Annotated in this window: 11 protein-coding genes; 1 reads left to right on the forward strand and 10 read right to left on the reverse strand. The window is 70.8% G+C overall.

What is annotated here, in order from left to right:
- Positions 1 to 194 precede the first annotated feature (194 nt).
- The 6 genes from ACGF5O_RS41150 to betA all read right to left on the reverse strand — a co-directional run bounded on the left by ACGF5O_RS41150 (position 195) and on the right by betA (position 8386).
- Complete coding sequence (locus ACGF5O_RS41150; RefSeq protein WP_393815051.1) at positions 195 to 1160, reverse strand: ABC transporter substrate-binding protein; 966 nt, start codon at positions 1158 to 1160, stop codon at positions 195 to 197.
- Between the two features lie 13 nt (positions 1161 to 1173).
- On the reverse strand, positions 1174 to 3147 hold the full coding sequence (locus ACGF5O_RS41155; RefSeq protein WP_393815052.1) for an ABC transporter permease: 1974 nt from the start codon (positions 3145 to 3147) through the stop codon (positions 1174 to 1176).
- On the reverse strand, positions 3147 to 4238 hold the full coding sequence (locus tag ACGF5O_RS41160; RefSeq protein ID WP_393815053.1) for a glycine betaine/L-proline ABC transporter ATP-binding protein: 1092 nt from the start codon (positions 4236 to 4238) through the stop codon (positions 3147 to 3149). The genes ACGF5O_RS41155 and ACGF5O_RS41160 overlap by 1 nt, the downstream gene beginning before the upstream one ends.
- Before the next feature lie 21 nt (positions 4239 to 4259).
- On the reverse strand, positions 4260 to 5729 hold the full coding sequence (locus ACGF5O_RS41165) for an aldehyde dehydrogenase family protein (RefSeq protein WP_393815054.1): 1470 nt from the start codon (positions 5727 to 5729) through the stop codon (positions 4260 to 4262).
- Between the two features lie 143 nt (positions 5730 to 5872).
- The gene (locus tag ACGF5O_RS41170) at positions 5873 to 6709 is read right to left on the reverse strand and encodes a 5,10-methylenetetrahydrofolate reductase (protein WP_393815055.1); all 837 of its coding nucleotides are present in this window, start codon (positions 6707 to 6709) and stop codon (positions 5873 to 5875) included.
- 6 nt (positions 6710 to 6715) lie between these two features.
- A complete protein-coding gene (gene betA, locus ACGF5O_RS41175; RefSeq protein ID WP_393815056.1) occupies positions 6716 to 8386 on the reverse strand; it encodes a choline dehydrogenase in 1671 nt (556 codons plus the stop codon).
- 149 nt (positions 8387 to 8535) lie between these two features.
- On the opposite strand from betA, the gene ACGF5O_RS41180 reads away from it, so the two are divergent.
- Positions 8536 to 9333: an IclR family transcriptional regulator gene (locus tag ACGF5O_RS41180; protein WP_393815057.1), complete on the forward strand. Its 798-nt coding sequence runs from the start codon at positions 8536 to 8538 to the stop codon at positions 9331 to 9333.
- A gap of 98 nt (positions 9334 to 9431) precedes the next feature.
- Here ACGF5O_RS41180 and ACGF5O_RS41185 read toward each other — a convergent pair whose 3' ends face one another.
- The 4 genes from ACGF5O_RS41185 to ACGF5O_RS41200 form a co-directional block, all read right to left on the reverse strand.
- Entirely contained in the window at positions 9432 to 10565 is a 1134-nt protein-coding gene (locus ACGF5O_RS41185; RefSeq protein WP_393815058.1) for an aromatic ring-hydroxylating dioxygenase subunit alpha, read from the reverse strand.
- Between the two features lie 52 nt (positions 10566 to 10617).
- Entirely contained in the window at positions 10618 to 11781 is a 1164-nt protein-coding gene (locus tag ACGF5O_RS41190) for an NAD(P)/FAD-dependent oxidoreductase (protein WP_393815059.1), read from the reverse strand.
- Complete coding sequence (locus tag ACGF5O_RS41195) at positions 11778 to 12140, reverse strand: bifunctional 3-phenylpropionate/cinnamic acid dioxygenase ferredoxin subunit (RefSeq protein WP_393815060.1); 363 nt, start codon at positions 12138 to 12140, stop codon at positions 11778 to 11780. Before ACGF5O_RS41195 ends, ACGF5O_RS41190 begins: the two co-directional genes overlap by 4 nt.
- A 261-nt stretch (positions 12141 to 12401) precedes the next feature.
- Positions 12402 to 13490, reverse strand: a complete 1089-nt coding sequence (locus ACGF5O_RS41200; protein WP_393815061.1) for an S-(hydroxymethyl)mycothiol dehydrogenase — start codon at positions 13488 to 13490, stop codon at positions 12402 to 12404.
- Positions 13491 to 13765 lie beyond the last annotated feature (275 nt).

A 13765-nucleotide genomic window follows, 5' to 3' on the forward strand; every position in this document is an offset into this window, starting at 1 on the left:
GTGCGCAACGTGATTCAGGCTGCGCAACTCAATGTGCCCGTCGCCGAGGAGGGGTGTCAAGGGGGCGGCGACCCGGCGGATCAGCTCCCGGATCAGCCCGGTCGCGGACGGAAAACGGCAACGCCCGGCGGGCGGCGCGCACAACTGCGCACCGCCCGCCGGGCGTCCCGGAACGACTGCTCCCGCGGCCTCCGCTACTTCAGCCAGGCCTTGACCTTGTCGGGGTTGGCGTCGACCCACTTCTTGGCCGCCGCGTCGTCCGACATCTTGTCCACCGCGATGTACTTGGCCACGGTGTTCTGGTCGTCGTTGGTCCAGTTGAAGTTCTTCACCAGGTCGTAGGCCGGGCTGCCCGACTTGGCGAAGCCGGCGCTGACGATCTTGTCGAGGTCGTAGACGGGGTAGTCGCAGGCGACCTTCGCCGCGTCGGCGTCGCAGCCCGTCGTGTACTTCGGCAGGGAGACCTTCTTCAGCGGCACCTCGGACAGGAACCACTGCGGCTCGTAGAAGTAGCCGATCAGCCACTGCTTGTTCTTCTCGGCCGTTCTGAAGGCCTGGATGAGCGCGGTCTCGCTGCCCGCGTACACCACCTTGAAGTCCAGCTTCAGGTTCGTCACCAGGGCGGCGTCGTTGGTGACGTACGACGGGTCGCCGTCGAGCAGTTGGCCCTTGCCGCCGGACTCGGAGGTCTTGAACTGGGCCGCGTACTTGTCGAGGTTCTTCCAGTCGAGGATGTCGGGGTGCGCCTTGGCCAGCCACGGCGGCACGTACCAGCCGATGATGCCCTTGTTTCCGGTGGAGCCGGCCTCGACGGCCGTCTTCTGCCCGGTGATGTACTTCTTCTTCAGATCGTCGTGGCCCCAGTTCTCCAGGACGGCGTCGACCTCGCCGGTCCCGAAGCCCTGCCAGGCGATCTCCTCCTTCAGGTCCTTCTTGTCGACCGTACAGCCGAGGTTGTGCTGCGCGACGTACGCGACGACCGCCGCGTCCGCCTCGTAGCCGACCCAGGGGTTGACGGCCAGGTTGAAGGTGCCGCACTTGCCGCCGGAGGACGTCGAGCCGGCGGAACTGCTGTCGCCGACCTTCGCCCCGCCGCAGGCCGTGAGAGTGAGGCCGAGGACGGCCAGGCCGGCCGCGCCGGCTCGCCAGTGTTGTGCCATGGTGTCGAGCTCCTTATGCCCTGGTGCGTCGTGCCGCAGCCTGAGTGATCCGGTCGAACATGACTCCGAGCAGTACGATGGCGAGCCCTGCCGCCAGCCCCTTGCCGTACAGCTCGCCCTGCGAGAAACCGGCCACGACGTCGTAGCCGAGGGCGCCGGCCCCTACCAGGCCGCCCACCACAACCATCGACAGCACGTAGATCAGACCCTGGTTGGTCGCGAGGGTCAGGGCGCTGCGTGCCATCGGCAGCTGGACCTTGGTGATGATCTGCCAGGTGTTGCACCCGGCGGAGGTCGCCGCCTCCACGGTGGGCGCGGACACGTTCCGCACCCCGTCCGCGATGATCTTCACGGCGACGGGTGCCGCGTAGACGACGGCCGCGACGATCGCCGTGAAGCGGGTGGCGCCGAAGAGCGCCAGGAACGGCACCAGGTAGACGAACGGCGGCATGACCTGTGCCGCGTCCAGGGTGGGCCGGATCAGCCGGTCCACCAGCATGCTGCGGCCCATCCACACGCCGAAGACGACGCCGACCAGCATCACCAGGACGGTGGCCACGGCGGTCGAGGCGAGGGTGGTCATGCTGTCCGACCACAGGCCGGTGCCGACCAGCAGCCCGACGCAGGCGCCCGCCGTCGCGCCGGCCCGCCAGCCGCCGAGGACCGCGCCGAGCCCGACCAGGACGGCGCCGACCAGCCACCACGGGGAGTCGGTGAGCAGGGTCTGGAAGGGGTTGAGCAGACCGTTGGTGAGGGCGTCCCGCAGGGCGTTGGTGAGGCCGGACAGGTGGTCCTGCAGCCAGGTGGTCGCGGTGTCGGCGGCGCTCGCGATGTGGCTGCCGACGGTGCCGTCGCCGGGGAACTCGGCCGCCCAGACGTAGGTGTGGGAGAGGTAGACCAGGACGACGGCCGCGATCCCGCCCGCTCCGAGCAGCGGACGGCGCCACGTCACGAACCGTCCGTCCGTGCGGCGGGTCTCGGTGCGGGCGGCGGCGGCCGTGGTGACCCGGTCGAGCACGATGGCCATGACGACGATGGCGAGGCCCGCGTTGAAGGCGGTGCCGACGTCGAGCGACTGGAGGGCCTGGACGACGGTCTTGCCGAGGCCGGGCGCGTCGATCAGGGCGGCGATGGTGACCATGGCCAGGGCGGCCATGATGGTCTGGTTGACGCCCATGACGACCGTGCGCTTCGACATCGGCAGCAGCACCTTCACCAGTTGCTGGGTGCGGGTGGTGCCGAGCGAGTCGGCGGCCTCCACCGTGGTCTCGGGGACCGAGCGGATGGCGTGCGCGGTGATGCGGATGGCGGGTGGCGCCGCGTAGATCACCGTGGTGATGACGGCGGAGGCGCCGCCGATGAGGAAGATCAGGGTGAGCGGGGCGAGGTAGACGAAGGTCGGCATCGTCTGCATGAAGTCCAGGAAGGGCGTCATGATCCGGTTGAACCGGTCGGAGAGCCCCGCCCACACACCGAGCGGGATGCCGATCAGCAGGGCCACCAGGACCGCCGACAGGGTCAGCGCCAGGGTGTCCATGCTCTCCTGCCACAGGCCCTGGAGCCCGAAGAAGGTGAACCCGGCGACGGCCAGGAGGGCGACCCGCCAGTTGCCCACGGCCCAGGAGACGTAGCCGGTGATGCCGACGACGCCGAGCCAGCCGATCTGCGGGACCGGGCGGCCGTCGGCGGGCTGGGAGATCAGCGACTGGACGAAGGTGACCAGGTTGTCGATGACCAGCCGGATCTCGTTGAAGAAGTAGAGGAAGACCGGGTTGGAGTTGCGGTTGGCGCCGATGCTGTCGTTGACGTCGTTCAGCCAGCGGTGCAGGCCGGTGAGGTCGGCGGCGGCCAGGGTCAGCGTCTGCCGGCCCCGGAACGCGGCGAAGAGGACGAGCCAGACGACCAGGATCGCGGCCACCACCATCGGGCGGCTGACCTTCCTGCGGAACGTCGCGACCGGCGCGGCCGCGTCGGCGACGGCGGCCATCAGACGCCGCCGTCCTGCCCGGCGACGACCGCGAGGATCTCCTCGTCGCCGACGATGCCGAGCAGCTTGCCGTTCTCGACGACCTTGACCGGCTTCTCGGCGGCGAGCACCGCGCGGGTCGCCTCGCGTACGACCACGTCCGGGCCCAGCTCCGGTCCGTCGAGGGCGTCGTCGGGCTCGGCGGGCCGCATGATCCAGCGCAGGGTGAGGACGTCACCGCGCGGCACGTCCTTGACGAAGTCCCGTACGTAGTCGTCCGCCGGGGCGCCGACGAGTTCGTCGCCGGTGCCGCACTGGACCGTCTTGCCGTCCCGCATGATGAGGATGCGGTCGCCGAGCTTGAGCGCCTCGGAGAGGTCGTGGGTGATGAACACCATGGTCTTGCCGACCTCGTGGTGCAGCCGGATGACCTCGCTCTGCATGTCGCGGCGGATCAGCGGGTCGAGCGCGGAGAACGGCTCGTCGAAGAGGAGGACGTCCGGGTCGCCGGCCAACGCCCGGGCCAGGCCCACCCGTTGCTGCATGCCGCCGGAGAGCTGGTCGGGGTAGGAGTTCTCGTAGCCGGCGAGGCCTACGAGTTCGACGGTCTCCATCGCGCGCTTCGCGCGGTCGGCCTTGCCCATGCCCCGGATCTCCAGGCCGAACGCCACGTTGTCGACGACCTTGCGGTGCGGCAGCAGGCCGAAGTGCTGGAAGACCATGGAGAACTTGCTGCGCCGCAGCTCGCGCAGGCGCCGGGCGTCGGCGTCCCGGATGTCCTCGCCCTCGAAGACGATCTCGCCGGCGGTGGGTTCGATCAGCCGGGTCAGACATCGCACCAGGGTGGACTTGCCGGACCCGGACAGGCCCATGACGACGAAGACCTCGCCGGGCGACACCTCGAAGCTGACGTCCCGGACGGCGGCGGTGCAGCCGGTTCGGTCCATCAGCTCGCGGCGGGTGAGGCCGCACAGCTCCTCGGAGCCCGGCACCTCGTCGGCCTTCGGCCCGAACACCTTCCACAGCCGGCGCACGGAGATGACCGGGGTGCGGTCCCGGGGTTCCTCGGACGTGTCGCGCTGCTGCGACGCCTCGGTCTGGGCTGGGGGCATGGTGGGGACCTCTCTTCGGCGTCAGCCGCGGAACCAGTGCTGCGGCCGGGGTTGGATGTTCTGCCAGACGTGCTTGGGCTCTCGGTACTCGTCCAGGCCGGTCGGTCCCAGCTCGCGGCCCACGCCCGAGTGCCCGAAGCCACCCCATTCCGCCTGCGGCACATAGGGGTGGTAGTCGTTGATCCACACGGTGCCGTGGCGCAGCCGGCGGGCGACCCGCTGGGCCCTGCCCGCGTCCTGCGTCCAGACGGCCCCCGCGAGGCCGTACTCCGTGTCGTTGGCGATGCGGACGGCGTCGTCCTCGTCCCGGAAGCGCTCCACGGTGAGCACGGGTCCGAAGGACTCCTCGTGCACCACGCGCATGTCCTGCCGGCACTCGTCGAGGACGGTGGGCGGGTAGTAGAAGCCGTTCGCGAGCGCGGGGTCGTCGGGGCGAGCGCCGCCGCAGCGCAGTACGGCGCCCTCGGCGATCCCCGCGGCGACGTACGCCTCGACCTTCTCGCGGTGCTGCGCGGAGATCAGCGCCCCGGTCTCGGCCTCGGGGTCGAAGGGGCCGCCGAGCCGGATGAGCCGCGCGCGGCGCACGACCTCGTCGACGAAGGCGTCGTGGATCGGGTCCTCGACGATCAGCCGCGCCCCGGCCGAGCAGACCTGCCCCGAGTGCAGGAAGACGGCGGTGAGCGCGAAGTCGACGGCGGTCTCGAAGTCGGCGTCGGCGAAGACCACGTTGGGGTTCTTGCCGCCGAGTTCCAGGGCGACCTTCTTCACCGTGGCGGCGGCGGTGGCCATGATGTGCCGGCCGGTGTGCAGTCCGCCGGTGAAGGAGACCATGTCGACGGCCGGGTGCTCGGCCAGCGGTGCGCCCGCCTCGGCTCCGGCGCCCAGGACCAGGTTGGCGGCGCCGGCCGGGAGTCCGGCCTCCGCCAGGGCCTTCATCAGGAGGATCGCGGTGGAGGGGGTCAGCTCGCTGGGCTTGAGGACGACCGTGTTCCCGGCAAGGAGGGCCGGGGCGACCTTCCAACTCGCCTGCAGCAGCGGGTAGTTCCACGGGGTGATCAGTCCGCAGACGCCGACGGGTTCGTAGGTGACCCGGCTGAGCGCGTCGTCGCGGCCGGTGTCGACCACGCGTCCGGCGCTGGTGCCGGCGATGCCGCCGTAGTAGCGGAGGCAGGAGACGACGTCGGCGATGTCGTACTCGCTCTCCACCAGGCGCTTGCCGGTGTCCAGGGACTCGGCGCGGGCGAATTCCTTGGCGTCGCGCTCGATGATGTCGGCGGTGCGCAGGAGCAGCGCGCCGCGCTCGCGTTCGGGGGTGTGCGGCCAGGGGCCCTCGTCGAAGGCGCGCCGGGCCGCGCTGATCGCCGCCTCCGTGTCGGGGCGGGTCGCCTCGGAGACCTTCGCGACGAGGGTGCCGTCCGCAGGACAGCGGATCTCACGGTGGCCGCCGGCCACCGCCGCGCGCCATTTCCCATCCACATACAGATCTGCCACGGCCGCGCCCTTCGAGCCCGAATTCGTTGCGCATTGTGCATTGGATTGCTTTTGGTGGAACACCCTGACCGAATGTACTGACAGCCGTCAAGGGCTCCGCGTATCCCGATTCGGCCGCGAAAACGGCACCGTCGGGGGGTGGGTCAGCCGCCCAGCCGGTCCAGCAGCGCACGGCGCCACCGCTCCGTCTCGGCGACCTGGTTGAAGGTGAACAGATGGAGGCCCGCCACGCCCGCCGAAGGGGCGGTGAACGCCGCCGCGCCCCGGGCGAGCAGCCGCTCGGGGTCGTATCCGCCAGGCGTGGCGAACCGCAGGAACCAGGAGGCGTGCCCGGCGAGGAAGCGGGTCGACTCCCCCACCCCGATCTTCGTCGCCATGGACAGCAGCTTGGCCCGCTGGACGGGCCCGGCGACGCCGACGTACACGGGCAGGGTGACGTCACGGCGCCGGATCCGGGCGAGCCAGTCGCCGAGCACGCGCGCGTCGAAGCAGAGGTTGCTGACGATGTAGGTGGCGTGCGCCCGCTTGTCCCACATCGCCTGGATGGTGAGGTCGTCGTGGATGAGGGGATGGCTCTCCGGATAGCCGGTGATCCCCGTCCGCGCGAAGGGCCTGCCCGTCTCGGTGAGCCGGCGCAGCACCGGCAGCGCTCCGTCGTACGGCCCGGCGGGCGGATCGGCGTCGCCCGCCGGGACGAAGAGGTCGTCGACGCCGGCCGCGCGCAGCCGCTCGGTGACGTCCTTGAGATGCGTGTCGTCGCGGAGCAGGCGCCCGGGGACGTGCGGGACGACCCGGTAGCCGTGCGCCGTGAGCCGCTCGGTGAGGGCGAGGGTCGGTTCCAGGCCCTTGACCGGCGACGCCGTGACCGTGACCACGACGTCGTGGGGCACGTGGGCGAGGACCTTCTCCTCGGTCTCCCGCGCCGGCAGTACCTCGTAGCGGACGTGGGCGAGCAGCGCCCGCAGCGCCTCGGCGCCCATGGCGGTCTACCCGGCCTGCTTCTGGGCGTCGCGGAGCCGGTAGTACACGGCCTTGGAGGGCGGCAGCGGGTCGTTTCCGAGGATCAGGTCGGCCGCCTTCTCGGCGATCATCATCACCGGCGCGTAGATGTTGCCGTTGGTGACGTACGGCATCACCGAGGCGTCCACCACCCGCAGCCCTTCGACTCCGTGCACCCGCATGCTGCCGGGGTCGACGACGGACATCTCGTCGGTGCCCATCTTGCAGGTGCAGGACGGGTGCAGGGCGGTCTCGCCGTCCTTGGCGACCCAGGCGAGGATCTCCTCGTCGGTCGCCACGGACGGGCCGGGTGAGGTCTCGCCGTCGTTGTAGGCGGCGAGCGCGGGCTGGTTGAGGAGGTTGCGGGCGACCCTGACCGCCTCGACCCACTCGCGGCGGTCCTGCTCGGTGGAGAGGTAGTTGAAGCGCAGGGCCGGGTGTTCGCGGGGGTCCCTGCTCCTGATCTTCACCGAGCCCAGGGCGTCGGAGTACATGGGCCCGACGTGGACCTGGTAGCCGTGGCCTCCGGCGGGCACCGAGCCGTCGTAGCGGACGGCGATGGGCAGGAAGTGGAACATCAGGTTGGGGTAGTCCACGTCGTCGTTGCTGCGGCAGAAGCCGCCGGCCTCGAAGTGGTTCGTGGCGGCCGGGCCCCTGCGGAAGAGCCACTGCAGGCCGATGAAGGGGGCCCGCCACTTCGCCAGGTACGGCTGCATGGAGACCGGCTGCTTGCAGGCGTACTGGATGTACACCTCCAGGTGGTCCTGGAGGTTCTCGCCGACGCCGGGCAGGTCGTGGACGACGTCGATGCCGAGGGCGGTGAGTTCCTTCGCGTTGCCGACGCCGGAGAGCTGGAGCAGCTGCGGGGAGTTGATCGCGCCGCCGCAGAGGACGACCTCCTTGGCGCGGACCTGCTGGAGGGCGCCCTTGCCGCGCCGGTACTCGACGCCGACGGCCTTCTTGCCCTCGAAGAGGACGCGGGTGACCAGCGCGCGGGTCTTCACGGTGAGGTTGGGGCGCTTCCTGGCGGGCTTGAGGTAGGCCTTGGACGCCGACAGCCGCCGTCCGCGGTGGACGTTGCGGTCGAACTTGGCGAAGCCCTCCTGCCGGTAGCCGTTGACGTCGTCGGTGGGCGCGTAGCCCGCCTCCTCGGTGGCCTTGAGGAAGGCGGAGAAGAGCGGGTTGGTGGCCGGGCCGCGCTCCAGGACCAGCGGGCCGTCGTGGCCGCGGAACTCGTCGTCCGGGTCGGCCGCGAGGCAGTTCTCCATCCGGCGGAAGTACGGCAGGCAGTGCGCGTAGTCCCAGCTCTCCATGCCGGGATCGGCGGCCCAGCGCTCGTAGTCCATCGGGTTGCCGCGCTGGAAGATCATGCCGTTGATGCTGCTGGAGCCGCCGAGCACCTTGCCGCGGGCGTGGTAGATGCGACGGCCGCCCATGTGCCGCTCGGGTTCGGACTCGTACTTCCAGTCGTAGAACCGGCTGCCGATGGGGTAGGTAAGCGCCGCCGGCATGTGGATGAAGACGTCCCACGGGTAGTCGGGGCGGCCCGCCTCCAGGACGAGCACCCGGTTGCCGGGGTCCGCCGAGAGCCGGTTCGCCAGTGCGCTGCCGGCCGAGCCGCCGCCGACGATGACGAAGTCGTACTGCAAGGGAGCCATGGTGCCTCGTCTCGCTCGCGCCGTCGATTGCGCGGAATGCTAGTACGGGTATCGCTATACGCACCAGGTTGCGAACAACGCAACTTGTAAGATCTTTGTTCACATCGCGTTACTTGGAGGGTGTTGTTTACTGCGCGTATAGTTTCGCTATGAGCAACTTCAGTCCGGATACCGAAACGAACGGCTCATCTTCTGGTGGCGTGCAGTCCGTCGACCGCGCCATCAGCGTCCTGGAGATCCTGGCCCAGCGCGGCGAGGCGGGGGTCAGCGAGGTGGCCGCCGAGATCGATGTTCACAAGTCGACCGCGTTCCGGCTGCTCGGCGCCCTGGAGGCGCGCGGTCTCGTGGAGCAGTCGGGCGAGCGGGGCAAGTACTCGCTCGGCTTCGGCATCGTACGCCTGGCCGGCGCCGTGACGGGACGCATCGACGTCACCCAGCAGGGCCGGGCCGTGTGCGAGCGGCTGGCCGAGGAGATCGGTGAGACGGTCAACATCGCGGTGATGCAGGAGCACTACGCGATCAACCTCTACCAGGTGCGCGGCGCCGCCGCGGTCAGCGCGCACAACTGGGTCGGCCAGCTGACCCCGCTGCACGCCACCTCCAGCGGCAAGATCATGCTGGCCCACGTGCCCGCCAGGGAACGCGCCGCGCTGATCTCGGACGGGGGCCTGAAGAAGCTCACCCCGCACACCATCTCCTCGAAGGCGAAGCTGGAGAAGAACCTCGCGGAGGCCCGGGAGCGCGGTTACGCCTGGACGCTGGAGGAGCTGGAGATCGGGCTGCACGCGATGGCCGCGCCGATCCGGGACCGGGACGGGGCGGTCATCGCCTCGATCAGCGCGTCCGGGCCGTCCTACCGGTTCACCGAGGAGCGCATGCACGAGCTGGCCCCGGTGCTGGTCAAGGGCGCGGAGGAGATCAGCCACCGGATGGGGTACCTGGGCTGAGCGCCCGCGGGACGTGCCCGGGATGCGCCCTCGGTCGTCCGCGGCGCCGTCGTGGCTGGTCGCGCAGTTCCCCGCGCCCCTTCAGGGCGCGGGAACCGTCATTCCGGCTGCCGGGTGCCGAGGCGTTCGTCGACCCAGTCGTGGAAGGCGCCGATGTGGTGCTCGCTGGGCACCAGCACCCCGCCCTTGGCGTACAGCCGTGAGCTCATGCCGGGCTGGGTGCGTTCGCAGGCCTCGAAGTCCTGGCGGTTGACCCGGTCGAAGAGCTCCACGGACCGGCTGACGTCCTTGCCGCTCTCGACGACGTGCGGGAGGTAGAGCCAGTCGCACTCGACGATGGTGCGGTCGACGGCCACCGGGTACATCCGGTGGAATATCACATGGTCCGGCACCAGGTTGATGAACACCTGCGGTTTGACGGTGATCGCGTAGTACCGCCGGTCCTGGTCCGCCGAGACCCCGGGGATGCGGTCGAGCCCCTCGGATCCGTCGACGGTGAAGCCCTGGACGTCGTCGCCGAACTCGGCGCCGTGCCCGACGTAGTACTGGGCCGCGTAGCCGTCGGCGAACTCGGGCAGCACCTCGGTGAGTTCGGGGTGGATGGTGGCGCAGTGGTAGCACTCCATGAAGTTCTCGATGATGAGCTTCCAGTTGGCCTTCACGTCGTAGACGATCCGCCGGCCGACGGAGAGGTCCTCGACGCCGTAGCGCTCGATCGACTCGACGTCGCCCAGCCGCTCGACGGCCGCCCCGATCACGTCCTCCTCGAAGGACGGCGGGTTCTCCGCGAGGCACACCCACACATAGCCGAGCCACTCCCGCACGGCCACGTCCACCAGGCCGAACTCGGTACGGCCGACGTCGGGCATCTTGGTGAGGTTGGGCGCGGCGACGAGCTTGCCGTCGAGGCCGTAGGTCCAGGCGTGGTACGGGCACTGGAAGGCGCGTGCGACCTCGCCGGTCTCCTCGGTGCGGAGCTTGGCCCCGCGGTGCCGGCAGACGTTGAAGTAGGCGCGGATCGACCGGTCCCGGGCCCGGGTGACGAGGATGGACTCGCGGCCCACGTCGACGGTGCGGAAGGCACCGGGCTTCGGCAGGTCGGATGCGCGGGCCACGCAGAACCACATCGTCTCGAAGATGCGCTCCTGTTCCTGGGCGAAGATCCCGGGATCGGTGTAGGCGGAGCCGGGGAGGGTGGCGATGAGGCTGTCCGGCAGGCTGGTCGAGGTCACGGTGCACTCCTCGGAGAACGTCGCGGATCGGTGGGGTGGCGCGGGCGCCGGGTCAGGACGCGGCGGTGCCGAACTGCTTGCGGGCCCGGGTGAACAGCCGCGGCTGGTTCATCCCGAGCACGGCGACCTGCCGGCCCGCCCGCCGGTACACGGCGAGGAAGCTGCGGTCGTCGGTCGAGCCCTCCTCGACCGTCACGCTGTCGGCCCCGGCGGCGTGACCGACGAACTGGATCTTCACGCCGTACTGGTCGGACCAGAAGTACGGCGGCCGGGGTGCCCCCGGTTCCCGCGCGCCGTGCGCGAGCAGCGTGGCGACGGCGGTGTCCGGGCGTTCCAGCGCGCCGGTCCAGTGCTCGACCCTGCGGTGGGTGCCGGTGTGCGGGTCGTACCAGTTGGCGCAGTCGCCGACGGCGACCACCCCGGCCACGCTGGTGCGTCCGTCGGAACCGCACTTCACGCCGTTGTCGAGTACGACGCCGGAGCCCTGCAGCCACTCGACGCAGGGGTTGGCCCCGACGCCGACGACGACGGTGTCGGCGGGCACGCTGCGGCCGTCCGCGAGCAGCACCGCCGTCACCCGGCGCTCACCGCTCAGCCCCTTCACCCCGACCCCGCACGACAGCCGTACCCCGTGGTCGGCGTGGAGCGCGGAGACGACGGCGCCCATGGTCTCGCCGAGCGGTCCGGCCAGCGGGGCCGGGGCCGCCTCGATCACGGTGACGTCCAGGCCGAGGGCGTACGCGGTGGAGGCGACCTCGGCGCCGACGAACCCGCCGCCGATCACCACCAGTCGGCCGCCCTGCGCGAGGTCCTCCCGCAGCGCGCGGGCGTCGTCGAGGGTGCGCAGCGTGTGGACCCCGGCGAGCCCCTCGGTGCCGGGCAGGGTACGGGCGGCGGCGCCGGTCGCGACGACCACGCCGTCGGCGCGGACCTCGCTGCCGCCGGCTAGCCGGACCGCCCGGCGGGTGCGGTCGAGACCGACGGCCCGGGAGCCGAGCAGCCACTCCGCCCCGAGGTCCTCGTCGTCGCGCTCCAGCGCCAGGTCCGCCTCGCCGAGGGCTCCGGCCAGGAACTCCTTGGACAACGGCGGCCTGTCGTACGGGCGGTGGGGTTCGTCGCCCACGACGACCAGCCGGCCGTCGTACCCCCGCTGCCGCAGCGAGCGCGCGGCCGAGAGTCCGGCCAGCGAGGCACCCACCACGGCGACGGTCCTCACGCCGCGCCCCCGGCGAGGCGGGCACTGACGCACGGCGGCAGGTTGGGCGCGTCGGCGGAGAGCCGGACGTAGACCGTTCCGTCCTCCACGACGACCTCGTGGGTGCGCACCGGGCGCTTGGCCGGGGGTGCGTCCACGGCGCCGGTGCGCAGGTCGAACTTGGAGGCGTGCAGGGGGCATTCCACCTCGCAGCCCTCCAGCCAGCCGTCGGCGAGCGAGGCGTCCTGGTGGGTGCAGGTGTCGTCGATGGCGAAGAGCTCGCCGTCGTCGGTGTGGAACACCGAGACGGGCGGATCGATGTCGAGCCGGTGGGCCTCGCCTCGCGGCAGATCCGCGAGACGGCACGCGGGAATCATCATGACACCTCGGTGCGTATAGCGAAACGGATTGCGGTTAGCGCAACGTCAGTCTGGGGGCCGCCGCGAAGCGTTGTCAAGGAGTTCATGCGCCGGTTCGCACGGGTCACGGCCGTGCTCCCACGGGCACGCCGAAGCGCCCCCGAAAGCATGCGTGAGCAGGGCGAACAGGCCCCGTGTGAAGTGCGGGTACGGCCCTGCCCCGGTGCCGTGACCGGGGCAGGGCCGCTTCGCGGGCGGGCGGTCAGAGACCGCGGCCGTCCGTCACAGGAGCACGACCGAGCGCAGCACGTCACCGTGGTGCATCCGCTCGAAGGCCTTCTCCACCTCGTCGAGCTGGATGGTCTCGGTGACGAAGGCGTCCAGCGGCAGCCGCCCCTGGAGGTGCAGGTCGATGAGCATCGGGAAGTCCCGGGTGGGCAGGCAGTCCCCGTACCAGGACGACTTGAGCGCCCCGCCGCGGCCGAAGATGTCGAGCAGCGGGAGTTCCAGCTTCATCTCGGGGGTGGGTACGCCGACCAGGACGACGGTGCCGGCGAGGTCGCGGGCGTAGAAGGCCTGCCGGTACGTCTCGGGGCGGCCGACCGCCTCGATGACGACGTCGGCGCCGAAGCCGCCGGTCAGCTCGCGCACCGCGTCAACGGCGTCGGTCTCCTTCGAGTTGACCGTGTGGGTGGCGCCGAGCCTGCGCGCGGTGTCCAGCTTGCGGTCGTCGATGTCGACCGCGATGACGCGCGCCGCACCGGCCAGATGCGAGCCGAGGACCGCCGCGGCACCGACCCCGCCGCAGCCGATCACGGCGACCGAGTCGCCGCGGCCGACGTTGCCGGTGTTGATCGCGGCGCCGATGCCCGCCATCACACCGCAGCCGAGCAGCCCGGCGACCGCCGGGGACACGGCCGGGTCGACCTTGGTGCACTGCCCCGCCGCCACCAGGGTCTTCTCCGCGAAGGCACCGATACCGAGCGCCGGGGAGAGCTCCTGGCCGGTCGAGGCCAGGGTCATCCTCTGCTTGGCGTTGTGGGTGTTGAAGCAGTACCAGGGCCGCCCGCGCAGACACGCCCGGCACTGACCGCACACCGCACGCCAGTTGAGGATCACGAAGTCACCGGGCGCCACGTCCGTGACACCCTCGCCGACCGACTCCACCACACCGGCGGCCTCGTGCCCCAGCAGGAAGGGGAACTCGTCGCTGATCCCGCCCTGCTTGTAGTGCAGGTCGGTATGGCAGACCCCGCAGGCCTCGATCCTGACCAGCGCCTCGCCCGGACCGGGGTCGGGCACGACGACGGTCTCCAGACTGACAGGGGCGCCCTTGCTCCGCGCGACGACGGCACGGACCTGCTGGGACATGGCCACTCCTCGACTGAAAGAGGGGGCGAGACGTTGCCCAATGTGGCACGCATCTCGTGTTTCGCAACACAGCATCGCGGAGGCCGAAGCGGGGGTCAAGGATGCGGCAGCACGTCCTCCGTGGCTCGGCCCTTGCCGGTCGCGCAGTTCCCCGCACCCCTCCGGGGCGCCGCGGAGCCGGGGCGCCGGAAGTCCCCGGCCACAGCGCCTCGGGGGTGTCCGGTCGGCGCTCACCGGCGCCCGGGCGGTCGGCGTGTGCGCAGGTATCATCTATT

This window comes from Streptomyces sp. NPDC048291, from assembly GCF_043201715.1.
Classification (GTDB): domain Bacteria; phylum Actinomycetota; class Actinomycetes; order Streptomycetales; family Streptomycetaceae; genus Streptomyces.

Coding starts and splice junctions, on each gene's coding strand:
- ACGF5O_RS41150 (WP_393815051.1), bottom strand. CDS start 1,160: ATGGCACAACACTGGCGAGCCGGCGCGGCCGGCCTGGCCGTCCTCGGC.
- ACGF5O_RS41155 (WP_393815052.1), bottom strand. CDS start 3,147: ATGGCCGCCGTCGCCGACGCGGCCGCGCCGGTCGCGACGTTCCGCAGG.
- ACGF5O_RS41160 (WP_393815053.1), bottom strand. CDS start 4,238: ATGCCCCCAGCCCAGACCGAGGCGTCGCAGCAGCGCGACACGTCCGAG.
- ACGF5O_RS41170 (WP_393815055.1), bottom strand. CDS start 6,709: ATGGGCGCCGAGGCGCTGCGGGCGCTGCTCGCCCACGTCCGCTACGAG.
- betA (WP_393815056.1), bottom strand. CDS start 8,386: ATGGCTCCCTTGCAGTACGACTTCGTCATCGTCGGCGGCGGCTCGGCC.
- ACGF5O_RS41180 (WP_393815057.1), top strand. CDS start 8,536: ATGAGCAACTTCAGTCCGGATACCGAAACGAACGGCTCATCTTCTGGT.
- ACGF5O_RS41195 (WP_393815060.1), bottom strand. CDS start 12,140: ATGATGATTCCCGCGTGCCGTCTCGCGGATCTGCCGCGAGGCGAGGCC.
- ACGF5O_RS41200 (WP_393815061.1), bottom strand. CDS start 13,490: ATGTCCCAGCAGGTCCGTGCCGTCGTCGCGCGGAGCAAGGGCGCCCCT.